Genomic DNA, 15662 nt, shown 5'->3' on the forward strand with positions numbered 1-15662 from the left:
CGCGGAGTGACTTCCCTCCGGCCCCCCGCTGTCGCGCTGCGCCGGTGGCTAGACGACGTCGGCAGCCGCCGGCGGGTGGTATTCGCGCTGGTCATCGCCTCGGTGGCGGTGGCGGCGGCGATACTCTGGCTCGTCTGCACGATGTGGCCGCTCGACCTGGAGATCTACCGCTCCGGCGCGCGGGCACTGGCCCAGGGCGAGGACGTCTACGGCCCGCTCCCGCCGACCCGCGCCGGGCTGATCCTGCCGTTCATCTACCCGCCGTTCGCGGCCGTCGTCTTCCTGGTGTTCGCCGCGATGCCGTTGCCGCTGGGCGCGATCTTGATGCTCGCCGTCTCGCTGGCGGCGCTCTGCGGGACCGTCTACGTCGTGGTCCGCCCGCAGGCCCGGCGGCGGACCGCGTTGCTGGCCGCGCTGGTGGTCGGGGCCGGATCGCTGGCCTTCGAACCGGTCCGCGAAACGTTGTGGTTCGGGCAAATCAACCTGATCCTGATGGCGCTTGTGGTCATCGACTGCCTCGGCCCGCGGACCCGGCTGCCGCGCGGCGTCCTGCTCGGTCTTGCCGCCGCCATGAAGATCACTCCGGCCGGGTTTCTGCTGTTCTTCCTGCTGAAAAAGGACTTCCGAGCCGTCGTGACCACGGTGGTCACCTTCGTGCTCGCCGGCGTGGCCGGGTTCGTGATCGCGCCGGAAGCGTCGATGAAGTACTGGTTCGGCGGCGGGCTGACCGGCGCGTCCGGGATGAGCGGGTCGATTTTCGCGACGAACCAGACCATCCAGGGCGCGGTGCACCGGTTCGGACTTCCGGACACTCCGACGCTGATCCTGGTCGCGGTGCTGACTTTGGCCGCGCTCGCGCTGACCGTTCCCGCGATGCTGCGTGCCGACCCGCCGATGGCGTTCCTGCTCAACACGGCGGCGATCCTGGTGTGTTCGCCGATTTCGTGGTCCCACCACTGGGTGTGGATCGTGCCCGCGATCGTGCTGTTCGCCGCTCGCGCCCACACGCGGATCGCCGTCGCCGGTTTGGCCGCGGTGGCCGCGATTTTCGTGATCGCACCGCATTCGTGGCTGCCGAAAAACGGGTACCTGGAGCTGTCCTGGGGCCCTGTCGAGCACCTGATCGGCAACAGCTATTTGCTGCTGGCGCTGGGATTCCTCGGCTGGCAGTTCTCTTCGACGCGCCGTCAGACCGCCGCGGTCTGAGCCAGCAGCGGCTCCGGAAGCCGGTCTGCGTGGAGGACGTGCAACGTGCTGACCGCCCGGGTGAGCGCGACGTACAACCGTTGCAGCCCACGCTCTTCGGCCGCCACAATGCGCGCCGGTTCGACCACCAGGACCGTGTCGTACTCCAGCCCCTTCGCCAAACTCACCGGCGCCAGCGTGATCCGCGCGGTTCCCTCGGTGCCCAGCACCGCGTGGTCCAACCCGCGTTCGGCGAGGGCCTGGCTTAACTCCGGAACATCCGTGTCCGCCGCCAACAGCCCGATCGACCCTTCTTGGCTGAGCGCCTTGGCACAAGCGTCGGCCGCGGCGGCGACCGTCTCGTCCGTTTCGGTCAGGTGCAAGGCATCCGCGGAATGTCGGAACGACGTGGGACTGCCCAGCTCCGGCGCGATGTGCGGAAGCAGCCGAGCCGCGAAATCGAGAACATCCGCCGGAACGCGGTAGCCGTGCGTGAGTTCCTCGATCCGCCCGCCAGGTCTATCAAGATGGGTCAGCACTGTGGTCCACTCGCGGACGGCGGACGGACTGGTCGCCTGCGCGACGTCGCCGAGAACCGTGCACGCCCCCGCCAATCTGCGCGCGATCGCCCGCAGATGCATCGGGCTGAGGTCCTGGGCCTCGTCCACCACGACGTGCCCAAGTTTCGCCGGACGCTCGACCAGCGCCGCGGCCTCGTCCAGCAACGCCAGATCGAGCGTTGACCAGGTCATCGCCTTACGACTGCGCGGCCTTGGCCGGATTAGCGCTTCCTGCTCCTCGGCGGTGAGGATTCCTTCGGCCGCTTCAGCGAGACTTGCTCGGTCCGTAAGCAGGTCATAGACCAACCGCGCAGGCTCAACCGCAGGCCACATGTCGCGGACCGCCTTGGTGATCGCGGCATTGCGGCGGAGCTGATGCAGCGTCGCGCTCGTGCCGCCGGAGCGCTCCATCTCGCGCAAGACCCGATGCGCGAGCCGCTGGGCCAGCAATTCGCGCCCCGCGCTGTAATCCGCGCCGCGACTGAGGATTTCGGTCAATTCCTCGGCGATGTCCTCGGGATACAACCGCCAGGTCCGGTGCTGATACTTGACTTCGAGCGTCCGATCGACCGGCCGGATCCGCGCCCACAGATGCCTCCGGACAACCTCCGCCATCCGGACGTCACCCTTGATCCGCGCCGTCCCCGGCTCGTCGACGTGCTCGGCCGGATGCCCCGCCCCGGTCAATTCGTCAATCGTGGCCTGGGAAACCGCCACCTCGCCGAGCGCCGGAAGCACACCCGCGATGTAAGCGAGAAACGACCGGTTCGGCCCGATCACCGCGACCCCGCCGGCCTTCTGCAGCCGCACCCGCTCGGTGTAGAGCAGATACGCGAGCCGATGCAGCCCCACCGCCGTCTTACCCGTCCCCGGCGCGCCCTGAATGCACAGCGTCCGATCGACCGGTGCCCGAACCAACCGCATCTGATCCGGCTGAATCGTGGCGACGATGTCCCGCATCGGCCCCTGCCTCGGCCGCTCAATTTCGGCGGTGAGCAGCCGATTCGCTGAGGAGCCAGGCCGATCGAGCGGCTCGTCCTCGAACGCGCTGAGCACCCCGGCCTGGTCGAAGCCGTACCGGCGCCGCACCCGCACGCCCATCGGATGATCGTGATCGGCTTCGTAAAACGCCCTGGCGAGCGGCGCCCGCCAATCGATCACCAGCGGTTCGCCATCGTCGTCGCGGATTCCTCTGCGCCCCAGGTAAACCAGGTCATGCCGCGGCGACCGAGTATGCGATCCACGGGCAGCCTCGTAGACCTCGCCCGGCGGATAGTCGAGCCGGCCGAAGAAGAGCGGCGCCTCGTCGATATCCGCTAGCTCCTCGGCGATCTCGGTGCGAAACTGCCTGAGGACGTGGTTGAAGTACTTGTCGTCGACCGCGTCGCCCTCGCCCATCCCCGTCGCGATCGCGGTCTTGATCTCCTCCCGCATGCGGTCCAGTTCTGCGTGACAGGCCTGGAGATACTCGCGCTCCGCCCGGATCTCTGGTTCCACTCCCCGCCCCCTGATTATTGACTAAGTTAAATATACAACTCAGTCAAGTTTTTATCCGGGTTCGAGTTCCGGCTAGGCTGACGCCCGTGTCAGGACTGCGCGAGCGCAAACGCCGCCGCACGAGGGAAGCCATCGCCTCGGCGGCGCTGCGGCTGTTCCGGGAATCCGGCTTCGACGGGGTCTCGGTAGCCGACATCGCCGCGGCGGCCGAGATCTCGAAGCCGACGCTGTTCGCGTACTTCCCGACGAAGGAAGACCTGGTCATCCACCAGTTCGCCGACGACAACGGCCCCGCGGAAATCGTCCGCGCGCGGCCAGACGGGGTGTCGGCCCTGTCCGCCTTGGAACGGTCTTTCCTGGACCGCCTGGCCGAACGCGACCCGCTGACCGGCCTGAACGACTCGCCGGACGCGATCACGTGCCACACCCTGCTGTACTCAACGCCGGCGCTGCTGGCTCGGCTTGCCACGTACCTGCTGGAGAAGGAGCAGGAGCTGGTGGAGGAGCTGCGGGCTTCGTGCGGGGTCTCGGACGAGTTCACCGCGCGGCTGGTGGCGGCGCAGATCTTCGGGGCGCAGCGGATCTTGGGGTTTCACAATGCCCGGGAGATTCGTGGTGGTCGGAGCGCCGATGAGACGTACCCGGACGCTGTGGCACGAGCGGAGGCGGCTTATCGGGTGTTGCGGGAGGGGCTGTGTTCGGTGCTGGGTCAGTCTGCGAGCCATTCGTAAGAGACCTGGTAGCGGTCAGCGGCGAGGACCATGTCGTTGACCTCCAGCGGTAGGCCGTCCTCGTCGCGGGCGATTCGGGTGACCGTCAGGACGGGTGTTCCTTCGGAGAGGTGCAGAATCGCCGCCTCGTCCGGGGTCGGCATCCGCGAGAAACGCGCCCCAGTTCGCCGCCCGGGCCGCGCGGGACAGTCCGGCCTGGGAGCTGCGATGGATGGCGTCGGCGGGCGGTACGAAATCGGCCATGCGCCCATCTTCGCCTTGCTGCCCAGCGCGCGAAAAGGGCCAGGCCCCGGAAGGCCTGGCCCTGCTTCCTCAGCGGCGTAGCTCAGTTCTGGTCCGGATTGTCGATCGGCGCGCCGTTGTACCCAGTCCCCTGGTCCTGCGCGGTCGGCGGGTCAATCGGCATCCCGTTGTACCCCGTGCCCTGGTCCTGCGCCGTGGGCGGATCGATCGGAACACCGTGGTAGCCAGTGCCCTGTTCCTGCGGGTCCGGCGTGTTCTCGTCCTTCGGCGGAGTCGTGTGCATCTTGAGACCGTCCTTCGCGCAACGGATCTCGTGCGTGCCCTCCGCGCCGGTGTCGGTCAGGCACTGCCAGCCCTGGACGGTCAGCATGTAGTTGGATCCGACGGCCTTGTCGATATTGTCGAAGTATTCGGTCATGACATTGAACGCCTCAGTGCATCCAACGGTACCGGATTTGGTTGCGTCCGCGATCAAATCAACCTTGCGCGGCCCGACAGTTCCGCCGCGTGTGCTGCAATTAACGTCCTCCGAGCCGGCCCCGCCACCGCCGCTGCCGCCCTTTTTGACCGGCGCATTCGGTTGCTGCGCTTGGCTCTTCGCCGCGACGTTGACCGGGGCGGATTGGTTGCTCGCCGGGGCTGCCGAATTCTGGCCAGAGCACGCGGAAAGCAGCGCGACCGCGCCGAGAGCCGCTCCGACGGTGGCCAATTTGACAGTCTTCATGAGCATTTCAATTCTCCCCTGACCCGCTCTTGGCTTTCCCTTTGCCTATAGAGACGCACACCGCCGGAGGGGGTTGCGAAGAAATTCCGCCGGACTTCCCCGGCAGGGAAACTCAGCCCCAAAAGCGCACTTCAGGGAACCGCGGCGACGGGCCGTCCAGCAGCGGCTGGTGCACCCCGCGCAGGTGCTGGTCGAGGAACGCGGTCAGGTACGCCTCGCCGACCCGGAGCCCCCGCGACGGATCGATCTCGACCCCCGGCAACGGCATCCCCGCCTGCTGAAAGAGCAGCAGTTCATCGGTGAACATGCTGTGGTCGCCATGCCAGGCAGCATCGGTGAAGTCCCCGATGAGCCCCCGATGTCGAAGTCATCTTCCGGGACGATACTCAGCTGACGACGTCCGCCAAGCGAGCGACCTCGTCCACGTCATCCGTCACCGGCACAAGAATCAGCTCGTCCGCGCCCAGCTCAGCGAAATCCGCAATAGACTTCCGCACCAGCTCCGGAGACGAGCAAGGCACCACGCTGTCCGCGACTTCCTTCGGAGCCAACCGATAGAAGTCCCGCACATTCGCCAAGCCAGCGTCGACGTCCCCCAACACGAAGTAGGCCAACGAAACCAGCCGCGGCACCCCGTCCCGACCACCCTCGCTCCAGGCACGTTTCGCCGCCGCGAACCGAGGCGCGCTGGCCGCCACCGAGCCCGAACCGGCGATGTAACCCGTGCCCCATCGCACCATTCGCTGCAACGCCTGCTCGGTATAGCCGCCGAACAACATCGGCACCTGACGCGTCCCGCTCGGTACCGCCGCGTTCTCCCCGACCGGTTTGCCACCCCACACTTCGCGGTAAATCTCCAGGTCAGCATCGAACCGCGCACCGCGGCCACGCGCCCCAAGCCCCGGCACGGTGAACTCCTCCTCCCGAAGCCCCACGCCGACGCCGAACGTCAGCCGATGCCCGGAAACGCCGTCGATACTCGCGATTTCCTTGGCCAGCAACGCGGCCGGCCACGTCGGCGCGAGCAACACGCCGCTGAGCAGCCCGATCCGCTCGGTCGCCCCAGCAGCGGCCGCCAGCGAAACCGTGTCGCTCACCCCCGGATACGCGTACCGGCCGATCGTCGCCAGCGAGGAAAAGCCCGCCTCCTCCGCCCGCACCGCCCACCGCGGCACGACCGTGGGGTCGACGTCGCGCACTTGATTCGGAAGTCCTATGCCGATCCGCACCAGATGATCCTCTCGAGCTGTTGCCTGACTCAGCGCTAAATGACAGCATGCTGTCATGTCCGACAAGCTAGCGATACGACAGCATGCTGTCAAGAAGGCCTGCGACGCCTACAACGACCTGATGGACGAGGTCATCCGACTCTCCGACATCCTGGAAGCAGTCGGCAACGGCATCGCCCGCCCCACCGGCCTGAGCGTCGCGCGGTACCAAGTGCTGGCCGCGGTCGAAGAGGAACCCGCTCCGGTCGGGACCATCGCCACGCAGTTAGGCCACACGAGACAAAGCGTCCAACGAGTCGCGGACCTACTGGTCGACGACGACCTGGCCAGCTACCGTCCGAACCCCGCGCACCAACGCGCCAAACTGCTCGAAGTCACCTCGACCGGCCGCGCCGCTTTGCACCGAATGCAAGCGGCGTACGACGACCTGGCCCTGCGCACCACCGATGGCCTAGACCTGGAACGGCTGGAATTGGCCCGGCAGACGCTCATCGAACTGCAGCACCGATTGAAATCCGAACTGCCCTCCTGATCACTAAGCTGGCGTCTCCCCGGACGTCAAGGAGAAACCGCTGATGCGTAAGCGAAAGACGCTGCCGAAGAACTTCGGCGAGATGCTGACGTCCGCGTCGCTCGCCGAGCTCCAGGCAGTGTTCGGCCGCACCGAACTGGACGCTCGCGGCGGATACGGCAAGGAAACGGCGATCGGATACGTCGACTGCCCGGACGAACTCATCGTCTGGCTAGTCGACCAGGGCCTCGACGTGGACGCGGCCAACCAGTACGACGAAACTCCACTGTGGACACGGGCCGCGAGAGGCGAAGCAGCACAGATCCCGCTGCTTCTTTCCCTCGGCGCTGACCTCGAACGACGACGAGGCCACAACGGCACCCCACTGCACGGCGCGGCCAGCCGACAGCGACCGGAAACAGTGCGAGTACTGATCGAACACGGCGCGAATGTCCACGCCACGATCGACGGCAAGCCAAACCTCACGCCACTCCTGTTCGGCCTGCGGCACACCGAGAACATCGGGATCGCGGACATGGCAGAAACTGCCGCGCTTCTCCTTCAAGCCGGCGCACCCGTAACGGACGTAGCGCGAGATCTGGTCCGCCGGATCGGCACCACCTTCGAGTTCCACCGCAAGGGTTTCAACCGCGACCTCCTCGACGCGACCGACGCCGGGCTGCAGGAGTTGTACCGCTTATTCGACGTCGAACCGGTCCCACCGCGGCTGATCCACGACGGAACCTCCCCGATCACGGTGCCCGACGGCACCTGGCAGAAACAGCACCAGCAGCTGTGGGAACTGCTCGTCCCGTCCTCGGGCGCGGCGGAAACCGTGCAGGGAGAAGCGATCCGCGTAACCGGAAAAGTCGCTCGCGAGATCCTCGACAACGGCAGCGTGAACTGGGACCGATCCTTCCGCGCCATGATCGACGCACTCCCCGGCTACCTCGCGTCGGGCACCCCGCTGCCTGAACTTCACGAAGCACAGGCCCTCACCAAGCGCACCCGCTCCGGCAACGGAACCGACGAAGAACTGGCCCGGCTGTCCAAACTCGCGGTCGCCTGGGTCCGGCTCAACTCGACCCCGTTGCCGATGACTTCGCCCAACTACGGCCGTTAGCCGGACAGCCCCGCACAGAGAAAGCTATGCGACGGTTGATTCCTTCGCGGACAGCCCCAGCGAAAGACTGCGCACCATCCGATATCGCCGGAACCCGCTGCCGCGCACTCCCGGAAACTCCTGCACCTTTCGCCACTCGTCAGACACCCCGACCGTCCCCCGGCCGGACAGCGCCAACGCGTCTCGATGCGACTGTTCGTCAGTCCACTCCGCATAGTTGAGCACCCGAGTCCCGTCGGTGCTGACATGGAAGTGCCCGGAGATCCCGCCAGGCGCAGGCGTTTCTTCACTGCCCAACGCGCCGAACACGGTGTCCACCCAACGCCGCTGCCGCCGCGCGTCAGCACCGTCGAACTCGACACTCACGACGACAATGCACCCCGGAACCGCCGAATCCTCCCGAATTCCGCTGCGGTACAACCGGTACTCAACGGGATCACCTCCAGAAACCCGACCCACGAACCCGGGGTTGGCTGTTCCCTCCGCCCACTGGGTGTAGATCAGCGACGCCTCGCCGTCGGTACTGTCCAACGCACTGAACGAAATCATCCCCGCAGGCCACGGCTCGTTTTCCAGCTCCGCAAGCACGTTCGCCGCACCGACGGCTGTCTCGGCGACCAGTACAGTGCCAACATCCTGGCGGGCAAGGTCAGGACGCGCGACTTGGTTGGCAGTCATGAATCTTCGGTATCCCTTCGAGTTCAGCGATAACTCCCGAAGGATGAAACTTCAAGGTAGGTTGAAGTCAAGCCAGCGGCCGGATGCAGCACCGCGGTCGCGGGCAAAGCTAGCTCCGGTACAGCCAAGGGAGCTGAGCGCCGACACCGGCGACAAGGCCAAACAGGACGAATTGACGGCTCGCGTCGAGACGTACGACAACGCGGACGGCGCGACCTACGCCAACCACGCGACCTGCCACCCACGCTCAACCAGGTGTTCGGCGGTGCCGTCCTGAAGATCATCGACCGGTTGAAGCAGCTTCCGTAGCGCCCCTCGAACGCAACAATCCCCGCTCGGCGCTGGCCGAACGGGGATCCCGAAGTGGACCTGAGGGGAATCGAACCCCTGACCCCCGCCTTGCAAAGGCGGTGCTCTACCAATTGAGCTACAGGCCCGGTGCGGACCGAGGTCCGCGAAGCATGACGTCAGTTGCGCGAGGCGTCCGCGGCCTTGGCCGGCGCGCTGCCGTTCGCCGACGGGGCGGCAGGCGTGGTGGCCTCACGCCACAGGTCAGCCTCGGCCTTGGCGGCCTTGTTCCGCTTGACGACGAACAGGACGCCGCCCGCGACGACCGCGAGTGCCAACAGCTTCTTCACCTGAAGCCCCCTTCTGAGTGCTTGCGCTACCCCACGATGCTACCGGACCCGCCGCGCGTCCCGTCCGGCGGTTCCGTCTCTCGTTCCACGTGGAACACCGGGAATATCCGGAGTGATCGGTCCGTTGAACCCGACGGTCCTCGTGGCCGCGCATCACTCAGCCCTGCCGGTCCTTCTCTTCCCGGCAGGGCTGACTCGTCTCCACGAGCCGCGCGCGGGTGCCGGCGAGGCCCGATTCGACCAGGTCAGGGCGGTCGTTCTCCAAGCCGTACGTCACCTCGTACCACGGGCCCAGCTGGTTCCACGCCCACGCGCGCCGGCGCAGTTCGGGCGTGACCTCGTACTCCGCGGAGAACGCCGCGACGCACTCCGCCGACGTCCCGAACAGCAGCCACGCCAGGTCCCGCGCGGGGTCGCCGATCGAGACGTCGGACCAGTCGATCACGCCGCTCACCCGGCCGTCCTGCTTGAGCACGTGCTCGGGCCCGACGTCTCCGTGCACCACTGTGTCTGCTGGATAATCCTCGACCTCCGCCAGCAAAGCACGAGCGCGATCAGCCAGCGGACCAAGCAAGGGCGGGACAGCGTCGAGGGCCAGATCTTCCGGCACAGCACCAAGTTCGCGCGCCTTGGGTACGTCCGCGCTGTGCAAAGCGCGGAGGAACCGACCGAGCGCTCCGCCGTCGTCCGCGGTCAGTTCGCCCGGCTCGCCGGGCACCAGCTCGCGCCGTACGACCAACGGATTTTCCTGCCACACAACGGGAATCGGCACTGGCAACGGCAGCTGCGGAGCCAGCCACGGCAACACCGTCGTCTCCCGCAGCAGCCAAGCGCGTACCTCGTCCCGTTTGGGTCGCCGCTCGACCCATCGCCCGTCGACAAGCGTCGCGACGCTGTCCCAACCCTCGCCCAGATCCTCGCCGGCCATGCCACACTGAACCAGGTCTTCCCGGCATCGGCCCAGGGAGTTTTCCGTGCCGCCACCCCGTTTGGCACCGCTGCTCGACCAGTTCGACTTCGCCCGCACCCGCCTCGCGAACCGCCTCACCGGTTCGTTCCTGGACAGCGGCGACGGCTCCGAAATACCGGTCAGCCCGATGACCGACGCCGAATACCACTGGCCGCCGGTCCCCGGGCACTGGTCGGTGCGCCGCCGCGCCGACGGACCCGGACCGCGCGCGACGCACCTGGCCGGCACCGGCGAGTGGGGCCGCGACGCCGCGCCGTACCCGCAACCGGTGCCACCGCCGTTCACCACCATCGCCTGGCGGCTCAGCCATCTCAGCGAAATGCTCGCCCTCCGCGCCGACCACACCTCGGGCACGCACACCAAAACCCGCGACGACTACCCGATCGCCGGCGACGTCACGGCCGCCGTCGCCGCTTTCGACGCCGGTGCGACAGCCTGGCGCGAAGCCTTGCTGACCATCGACGACGCCGCGCTGGACACCGTCGGCTACTGCACCTACCCGCACGGCAGCGACGCCGAAAGCCCCTTCCTCGAGATCGTCTGGTGGGTCAACCAGGAAGTCCTGCACCACGGCGCGGAAATCGCCCTGCTGCGCGACCTGTACCGGCAGACCCGCTGATCACCCCGGAATCCCCGCGGCGAACGCGATCTCCGAAACCTTGTGCCGGTCAAGGGAAAGCGTGCTGAGCAGGTCCACGATCCGTTGCCGCTGCACGTCGGTCGGCTGGAAGTACATCGGCAGCGCCAGCCTGCCCCGAACCTCCCCGAACTCCAGGTCGGCGATCACCGCCTCCCATCCGCCGCGACCGCGGTGCAGCCCCCATCCCCGACGCCGAAGCACTGTCTCCGGAGAACCCTTCAACACAGCCAAATCCGCCGGCGACCACAGCTGCGGACTGCTGCTGAGCACTTCCCCCGCCAACCGGGCCACGCGCGAGTGCTCGCCGGTCATTTCCCGCAACAGCCACGGCACTTCCGAAGCGATCGCCTTGCCCCGCAGCAACGACAACCCGACCTTCTTCAACGGCAAGTCCGCGCTCCGCGCGAGACCGACGATCTCCGAACGGTCCAGCTCAGTCCCAGCCTCCGCGAGCCCGACGTAAGCCCGAGCCCGCACCGCCGGCTTGGCAGCGGAACGGGCGACCGCCGCGTAAACCTCGACCGGGTCCCGTCCCATTTCCCGCCAGCGCAGCCGCGCCCACAACCGCACCAGCACCGACCGGTCGACCAGAAGTCGTTCCACCTCAACCGGATCGAGCTGCGCCGCGGTCAGCTTCACCAACCCCAGCACCCGGCTCTCCGCGGACCGCCCGCGAAGCAGCAACTCGGCGATGACGTCCGGCGCCGCCGATTCCGCGACGATCCCGATCAACTGCCGCCGGACGATCTGGTCCCGTTCCCGGGGCAGCAACCGGACCGCGTCCGGCAAGCCGAGCAATCCGGACTCGAAGCTGTGCCGGAACGCCGCCCGCCGGACCTCAAAGCCCTCGGAGTTTCGCAAGCACGCCCACACTGTCGCCTCGCCGTGCACGGCGGTCAGCGCACGCAGATAGCGCGCGAAAACTTCCGAACCCCGCCAGCGCTGCGAAATCCGCTGCAGCAGCGGCATGATCCGCTCCGCCTGCGCCAACGTCGTCCGCCGCAGCACCTCTTGTTCGGCCAGTTCCCGGACCGCCTCGGCGTAGTCGGCAACCCGGACCGCCAGCGCCCGGTCGCTCAACGCACTGTCCGAGGAGCACAACAGCCGGACCGCCCGCTCCCGCAGGCGCCCGTTGCGATGCATCGAAGCCAGCACCAGCGCGACCAGCGGAGCGCGCTTCAGCTTCCGGTCCGTCACCCGCCCCATCACCGGTTCCTCGGAGCGGGACTGGCGGGAGTAGCAGTCGATCCGCAGCATCTCGCGCGCGGTCGCCGACTCGAACCACGCTGAGGTTTCGGCCAAGCCTTCGCGGTCGTCCCACTGCGCGGCGACCACGCCGAGGCTCAGCCGATAAAGGATCTCCGCCGGAGTCTGCATACGGCTGATTCTGGCGACCGCACCGCCGGTCAGTCATCCGAAATACCAGAAGGCCGGTCCGCAGGAGCTGCGAACCGGCCTTCTGGGAAATGTGGGCCCACCAGGACTTGAACCTGGGACCTCTTCGTTATCAGCGAAGCGCTCTAACCGCCTGAGCTATGGGCCCGTCGAACGAGGAGTACTTTACCGGACCCCTCATCCGCTCGTGCAACCGGGTTACTCTCGCTCGGACAGGGTGACTTCCAGCCCGCCCGCGAGGTCCGCCGACACGTTGTAGATGAACGCGCTCACCGTGGCCAGCGCGGACACCAGCACGATGTTGATCGCCCCGAGGATCGCCGCGATGCCGAACACGCGACCGGCGCTGATCAGCGGTTCCGGGGACGCGTTCGCGCCCTCGCCGCCGACCAGGGACGAATACGTGCCGTTCAGCTTGTCCCACACACCCATGCCGTCGAGCACGGTGTAGAGCACGCCGACCGCGACCAGCCACACGAAGAACATCGCGACGCCGAGCACCAGCGCCAGCTTCAGCACCGACCACGGGTCGAACCGCTTGATCTGCAGGCTCGCCCGCCGCGGGCCCCGGCCGGGACGGCGCAGCGCGCTCGGCGTCGGCCGGGTGCGGCCCGCGGGCGGCACGTCGTCCGCCGGCGGCGGTGCCTCGCCTCCGAAGAGCCGGGGCGCCGCCGAGCCGGTCACCGGGTAGTCGTTCTCGGCCGCGGCCGGTTCGGGAGCCGCGGTGGGCACGTCCTCGGTCGCGATCCGCGCCGTGGCCATGGCCTCGGAGTCGCCGCCGCCGTCCTTGGCGGTGCGCTGCCAGGGCGGGTTGGCCGACGCGTCGTCGGCCTTGTCGGATGGTGCCACGTTGAGTCAGTCCTTACCCGTGCGTGGGGCGCCGATCACTGCTCCGGCGCCGTGCCGTCTTCTGCTGTGGGCTCCTCTGGCGTAGCCTCGGCCGCTTCCTCCGAAACCGTCTCGGAAGCGATAACTTCCGAAACCTCGGAACCGTCCTCGGCGGAGTCCTCGCCACCATTGGCGACGTCCGAACCCTCGTCCGCGTTGCGTGCGACCGCGAGAAGAGTGGTTCCGTCACCCAGGTTCATCAGCCGAACGCCCTTGGTCTGCCTGCCCGCCTTGCGCACGTCCCGCGCCGGCGTGCGGATGACCCCGCCGCTGGACGTGATGGCGAACAGCTCGTCGTCCTCGTCGACGATGAGTGCCCCCACCAGCCTGCCACGTTTGCTGTCGTGCTGAATGGTGAGCACGCCCTTGCCGCCGCGGCCCTGTACCGGATAGTCCTCGATCGGCGTCCGCTTCGCATACGCGCCGTCCGTGGCGACCAGCAGGAACTTGTCCGGTTTGACCACGCTGATGCCGAGCAGTTCGTCACCCTCGTTGAACCGCATGCCCAGCACGCCCGAGGTCGGCCGCCCCATCGGGCGCAGCGCCTCGTCGGTCGCGTGGAAGCGGATCGACTGGCCGCCCGCGGACACCAGCAGCAGGTCGTCCTCGGCCGCGGCCAGCACCGCGCCCATCAGCTCGTCGCCCTCGCGCAGGTTGATCGCGATGAGCCCGCCCGCGCGGTTGGAGTCGAAATCGGTGAGCTTCGTCTTCTTCACCAGACCGCGCTGCGTGGCGAGCACCAGGTACGGCGCGACCTCGTAGTTCGGGATCTCGATGACCTGGGCGATCTGCTCGTCCGGCTGGAACGCGAGCAGGTTCGCCACGTGCTGGCCGCGCGCGTTGCGGTTGGCCTCGGGCAGGTCGTAGGCCTTCGCCCGGTACACCCGGCCCTTGTTCGTGAAGAACAAGATCCAGTCGTGCGTGGAGCACACGAAGAAGTGCTGGACGATGTCGTCCTGCTTCAGCGTCGCGCCCTGCACGCCCTTGCCGCCGCGCTTCTGCGAGCGGTACAGATCGGTTTTCGTCCGCTTGGCGTAGCCCGTGCGGGTGATGGTGACGACGACGTCTTCCTGCGCGATCAGGTCCTCGACCGACACGTCGCCGTCGAACGGGATGATCTGCGTGCGCCGCTCGTCGCCGTACTTGTCGACGATCTCCATCAGCTCGTCGCGGATGATCGACCGCTGCCGCTCGGGCTTCGCGAGGATGTCCTTGAGGTCGGCGATCTCCAGCTCGATCTCGGCCAGGGTGTCGATGATCCGCTGGCGTTCCAGCGCGGCCAGCCGGCGCAGCTGCATGTCCAGGATCGCGGTCGCCTGGATCTCGTCGATCTCGAGCAGCGACATCAGGCCCGGCCGGGCCTCGTCGGCCGACGGCGAGCGCCGGATCAGGGCGATCACCTCGTCCAGCATGTCGAGCGCCTTGACCAGGCCGCGCAGGATGTGGGCCCGTTCCTCGGCCTTGCGCAGCCGGTACCGGGTGCGCCGCACGATCACGTCGACCTGGTGCTTCACGTAGTGCCGGATGATCTGGTCGAGCCGCAGCGTGCGCGGCACGTCGTCGACCAGCGCCAGCATGTTGACGCCGAAGTTCTGCTGCAGCTGGGTGTGCTTGAACAGGTTGTTCAGCACCACCTTCGCCACCGCGTCGCGCTTGATCGTGACGACGATCCGCATGCCGGAGCGGCTGTTGGACTCGTCCGCGATGTCCGAGATCCCGGTGATCTTGCCGTCGCGCACCAGGTGCGCGATGTTCTCCACCAGGTTGTCCGGGTTGACCTGGTACGGCAGCTCGGACACGACGAGGATCGTGCGGCCCTTGGCGTCTTCCTCGACCTCGACGACCGCGCGCATCCGGATCGAACCGCGGCCGGTGCGGTAGGCGTCCTCGATGCCCGAGGTGCCGAGGATCATCGCCTTGGTCGGGAAGTCCGGGCCCTTGACCCGCACGAGCAGCGCGGCGAGCAGTTCGTCGTCGGTCGCCTCGGGGTTCTCCAGCGCCCACACGACGCCTTCGGACACCTCGCGCAGGTTGTGCGGCGGGATGTTCGTCGCCATCCCGACCGCGATCCCGGAACCGCCGTTGACCAGCAGGTTCGGGAACCGCGACGGCAGCACGTCGGGCTCTTGCGTGCGCCCGTCGTAGTTGTCGCGGAAATCGACGGTGTCCTCTTCGATGTCCGCGAGCATCTGCATCGCGAGCGGCGCGAGGCGGGATTCGGTGTACCGCATCGCGGCGGCGGGGTCGTTGCCCGACGAGCCGAAGTTGCCCTGGCCGTCGATCAGCGGGTAGCGCAGCGACCACGGCTGGGCGAGCCGCACGAGCGCGTCGTAGATCGCCGAGTCGCCGTGCGGGTGATAGTTGCCCATGACGTCGCCGACGACGCGGGAGCACTTGTTGTACCCGCGGTCCGGGCGGAACCCGGAGTCGAACATCGAGTACAGGATCCGGCGCGCCACCGGCTTGAGGCCGTCGCGCACGTCCGGCAGCGCCCGCGACACGATGACGCTCATCGCGTAGTCGATGTAGGAGCGCTGCATCTCCTGCTGGATGTCGACCGGTTCGATCCGGTCGTGTTCCGGCGGCAAGGTTTCCGTCATGGGGTCCTTCTCGGGTGAGCAGTCCTGGGGAAGTGAGTGAGGAGGGGACG

The 15662-nt window shown here is 67.5% G+C and carries 16 protein-coding genes and 2 tRNA genes; 5 read left to right on the top strand and 13 right to left on the bottom strand.

What is annotated here, in order from left to right; genetic code table 11:
• Positions 1-6: 6 nt before the first annotated feature.
• Positions 7-1206, top strand: a complete 1200-nt coding sequence (locus ABD156_RS32015) for a glycosyltransferase 87 family protein (protein WP_344282354.1) — start codon at positions 7-9, stop codon at positions 1204-1206.
• Here the strand turns inward: ABD156_RS32015 and ABD156_RS32020 are convergent.
• Positions 1188-3242 carry a HelD family protein gene (locus tag ABD156_RS32020; RefSeq protein WP_344282357.1) on the bottom strand — a complete coding sequence of 685 codons (2055 nt, stop codon included), beginning with the start codon at positions 3240-3242 and terminating at the stop codon, positions 1188-1190. The genes ABD156_RS32015 and ABD156_RS32020 overlap by 19 nt on opposite strands.
• A gap of 86 nt (positions 3243-3328) precedes the next feature.
• Here ABD156_RS32020 and ABD156_RS32025 point away from each other — a divergent pair, with 86 nt between their 5' ends.
• Positions 3329-3973 carry a TetR/AcrR family transcriptional regulator gene (locus ABD156_RS32025; protein ID WP_344282360.1) on the top strand — a complete coding sequence of 215 codons (645 nt, stop codon included), beginning with the start codon at positions 3329-3331 and terminating at the stop codon, positions 3971-3973.
• Here the strand turns inward: ABD156_RS32025 and ABD156_RS32030 are convergent.
• The 4 genes from ABD156_RS32030 to ABD156_RS32045 all read right to left on the bottom strand — a co-directional run bounded on the left by ABD156_RS32030 (position 3952) and on the right by ABD156_RS32045 (position 6169).
• Complete coding sequence (locus ABD156_RS32030; protein ID WP_377925996.1) at positions 3952-4116, bottom strand: UTRA domain-containing protein; 165 nt, start codon at positions 4114-4116, stop codon at positions 3952-3954. The genes ABD156_RS32025 and ABD156_RS32030 overlap by 22 nt on opposite strands.
• Positions 4117-4298: 182 nt before the next feature.
• On the bottom strand, positions 4299-4925 hold the full coding sequence (locus tag ABD156_RS32035) for a hypothetical protein (protein ID WP_344282363.1): 627 nt from the start codon (positions 4923-4925) through the stop codon (positions 4299-4301).
• Positions 4926-5052: 127 nt separating this feature from the next.
• The gene (locus tag ABD156_RS32040; RefSeq protein ID WP_344282366.1) at positions 5053-5247 is read right to left on the bottom strand and encodes a hypothetical protein; all 195 of its coding nucleotides are present in this window, start codon (positions 5245-5247) and stop codon (positions 5053-5055) included.
• A 79-nt stretch (positions 5248-5326) separates the two neighbouring features.
• Positions 5327-6169, bottom strand: a complete 843-nt coding sequence (locus tag ABD156_RS32045; protein ID WP_344282369.1) for an LLM class flavin-dependent oxidoreductase — start codon at positions 6167-6169, stop codon at positions 5327-5329.
• Positions 6170-6224: 55 nt separating this feature from the next.
• Between ABD156_RS32045 and ABD156_RS32050 the strand changes: the two genes are divergently transcribed.
• Both ABD156_RS32050 and ABD156_RS32055 read left to right on the top strand, forming a co-directional pair.
• Positions 6225-6701, top strand: coding sequence for a MarR family winged helix-turn-helix transcriptional regulator (locus ABD156_RS32050; protein WP_344282372.1), 477 nt, complete (start codon positions 6225-6227; stop codon positions 6699-6701).
• A 43-nt stretch (positions 6702-6744) separates the two neighbouring features.
• On the top strand, positions 6745-7803 hold the full coding sequence (locus ABD156_RS32055; RefSeq protein ID WP_344282375.1) for an ankyrin repeat domain-containing protein: 1059 nt from the start codon (positions 6745-6747) through the stop codon (positions 7801-7803).
• 24 nt (positions 7804-7827) lie between these two features.
• Here the strand turns inward: ABD156_RS32055 and ABD156_RS32060 are convergent, their stop codons facing one another.
• The 4 genes from ABD156_RS32060 to ABD156_RS32075 all read right to left on the bottom strand — a co-directional run bounded on the left by ABD156_RS32060 (position 7828) and on the right by ABD156_RS32075 (position 10047).
• Positions 7828-8481, bottom strand: coding sequence for a hypothetical protein (locus tag ABD156_RS32060; RefSeq protein ID WP_344282378.1), 654 nt, complete (start codon positions 8479-8481; stop codon positions 7828-7830).
• A 364-nt stretch (positions 8482-8845) separates the two neighbouring features.
• Positions 8846-8918, bottom strand: a tRNA-Ala gene (locus tag ABD156_RS32065).
• A 30-nt stretch (positions 8919-8948) separates the two neighbouring features.
• Entirely contained in the window at positions 8949-9119 is a 171-nt protein-coding gene (locus ABD156_RS32070) for a DLW-39 family protein (protein ID WP_020663676.1), read from the bottom strand.
• Between the two features lie 157 nt (positions 9120-9276).
• Positions 9277-10047: a phosphotransferase gene (locus tag ABD156_RS32075; RefSeq protein ID WP_344282384.1), complete on the bottom strand. Its 771-nt coding sequence runs from the start codon at positions 10045-10047 to the stop codon at positions 9277-9279.
• 46 nt (positions 10048-10093) lie between these two features.
• On the opposite strand from ABD156_RS32075, the gene ABD156_RS32080 reads away from it, so the two are divergent.
• Entirely contained in the window at positions 10094-10708 is a 615-nt protein-coding gene (locus ABD156_RS32080; RefSeq protein ID WP_344282387.1) for a DinB family protein, read from the top strand.
• Here the strand turns inward: ABD156_RS32080 and ABD156_RS32085 are convergent, their stop codons facing one another.
• The 4 genes from ABD156_RS32085 to gyrA form a co-directional block, all read right to left on the bottom strand.
• Positions 10709-12106, bottom strand: coding sequence for a hypothetical protein (locus tag ABD156_RS32085; RefSeq protein WP_344282390.1), 1398 nt, complete (start codon positions 12104-12106; stop codon positions 10709-10711).
• 92 nt (positions 12107-12198) lie between these two features.
• A tRNA-Ile gene (locus ABD156_RS32090) sits at positions 12199-12272 on the bottom strand.
• A gap of 50 nt (positions 12273-12322) precedes the next feature.
• Complete coding sequence (locus ABD156_RS32095; RefSeq protein WP_344282393.1) at positions 12323-12973, bottom strand: DUF3566 domain-containing protein; 651 nt, start codon at positions 12971-12973, stop codon at positions 12323-12325.
• A 35-nt stretch (positions 12974-13008) separates the two neighbouring features.
• A complete protein-coding gene (gene gyrA, locus ABD156_RS32100; protein ID WP_344282396.1) occupies positions 13009-15612 on the bottom strand; it encodes a DNA gyrase subunit A in 2604 nt (867 codons plus the stop codon).
• Positions 15613-15662: the final 50 nt, after the last annotated feature.

The sequence above is a fragment of the Amycolatopsis albidoflavus genome (assembly GCF_039525725.1).
Lineage (GTDB): Bacteria > Actinomycetota > Actinomycetes > Mycobacteriales > Pseudonocardiaceae > Amycolatopsis > Amycolatopsis albidoflava.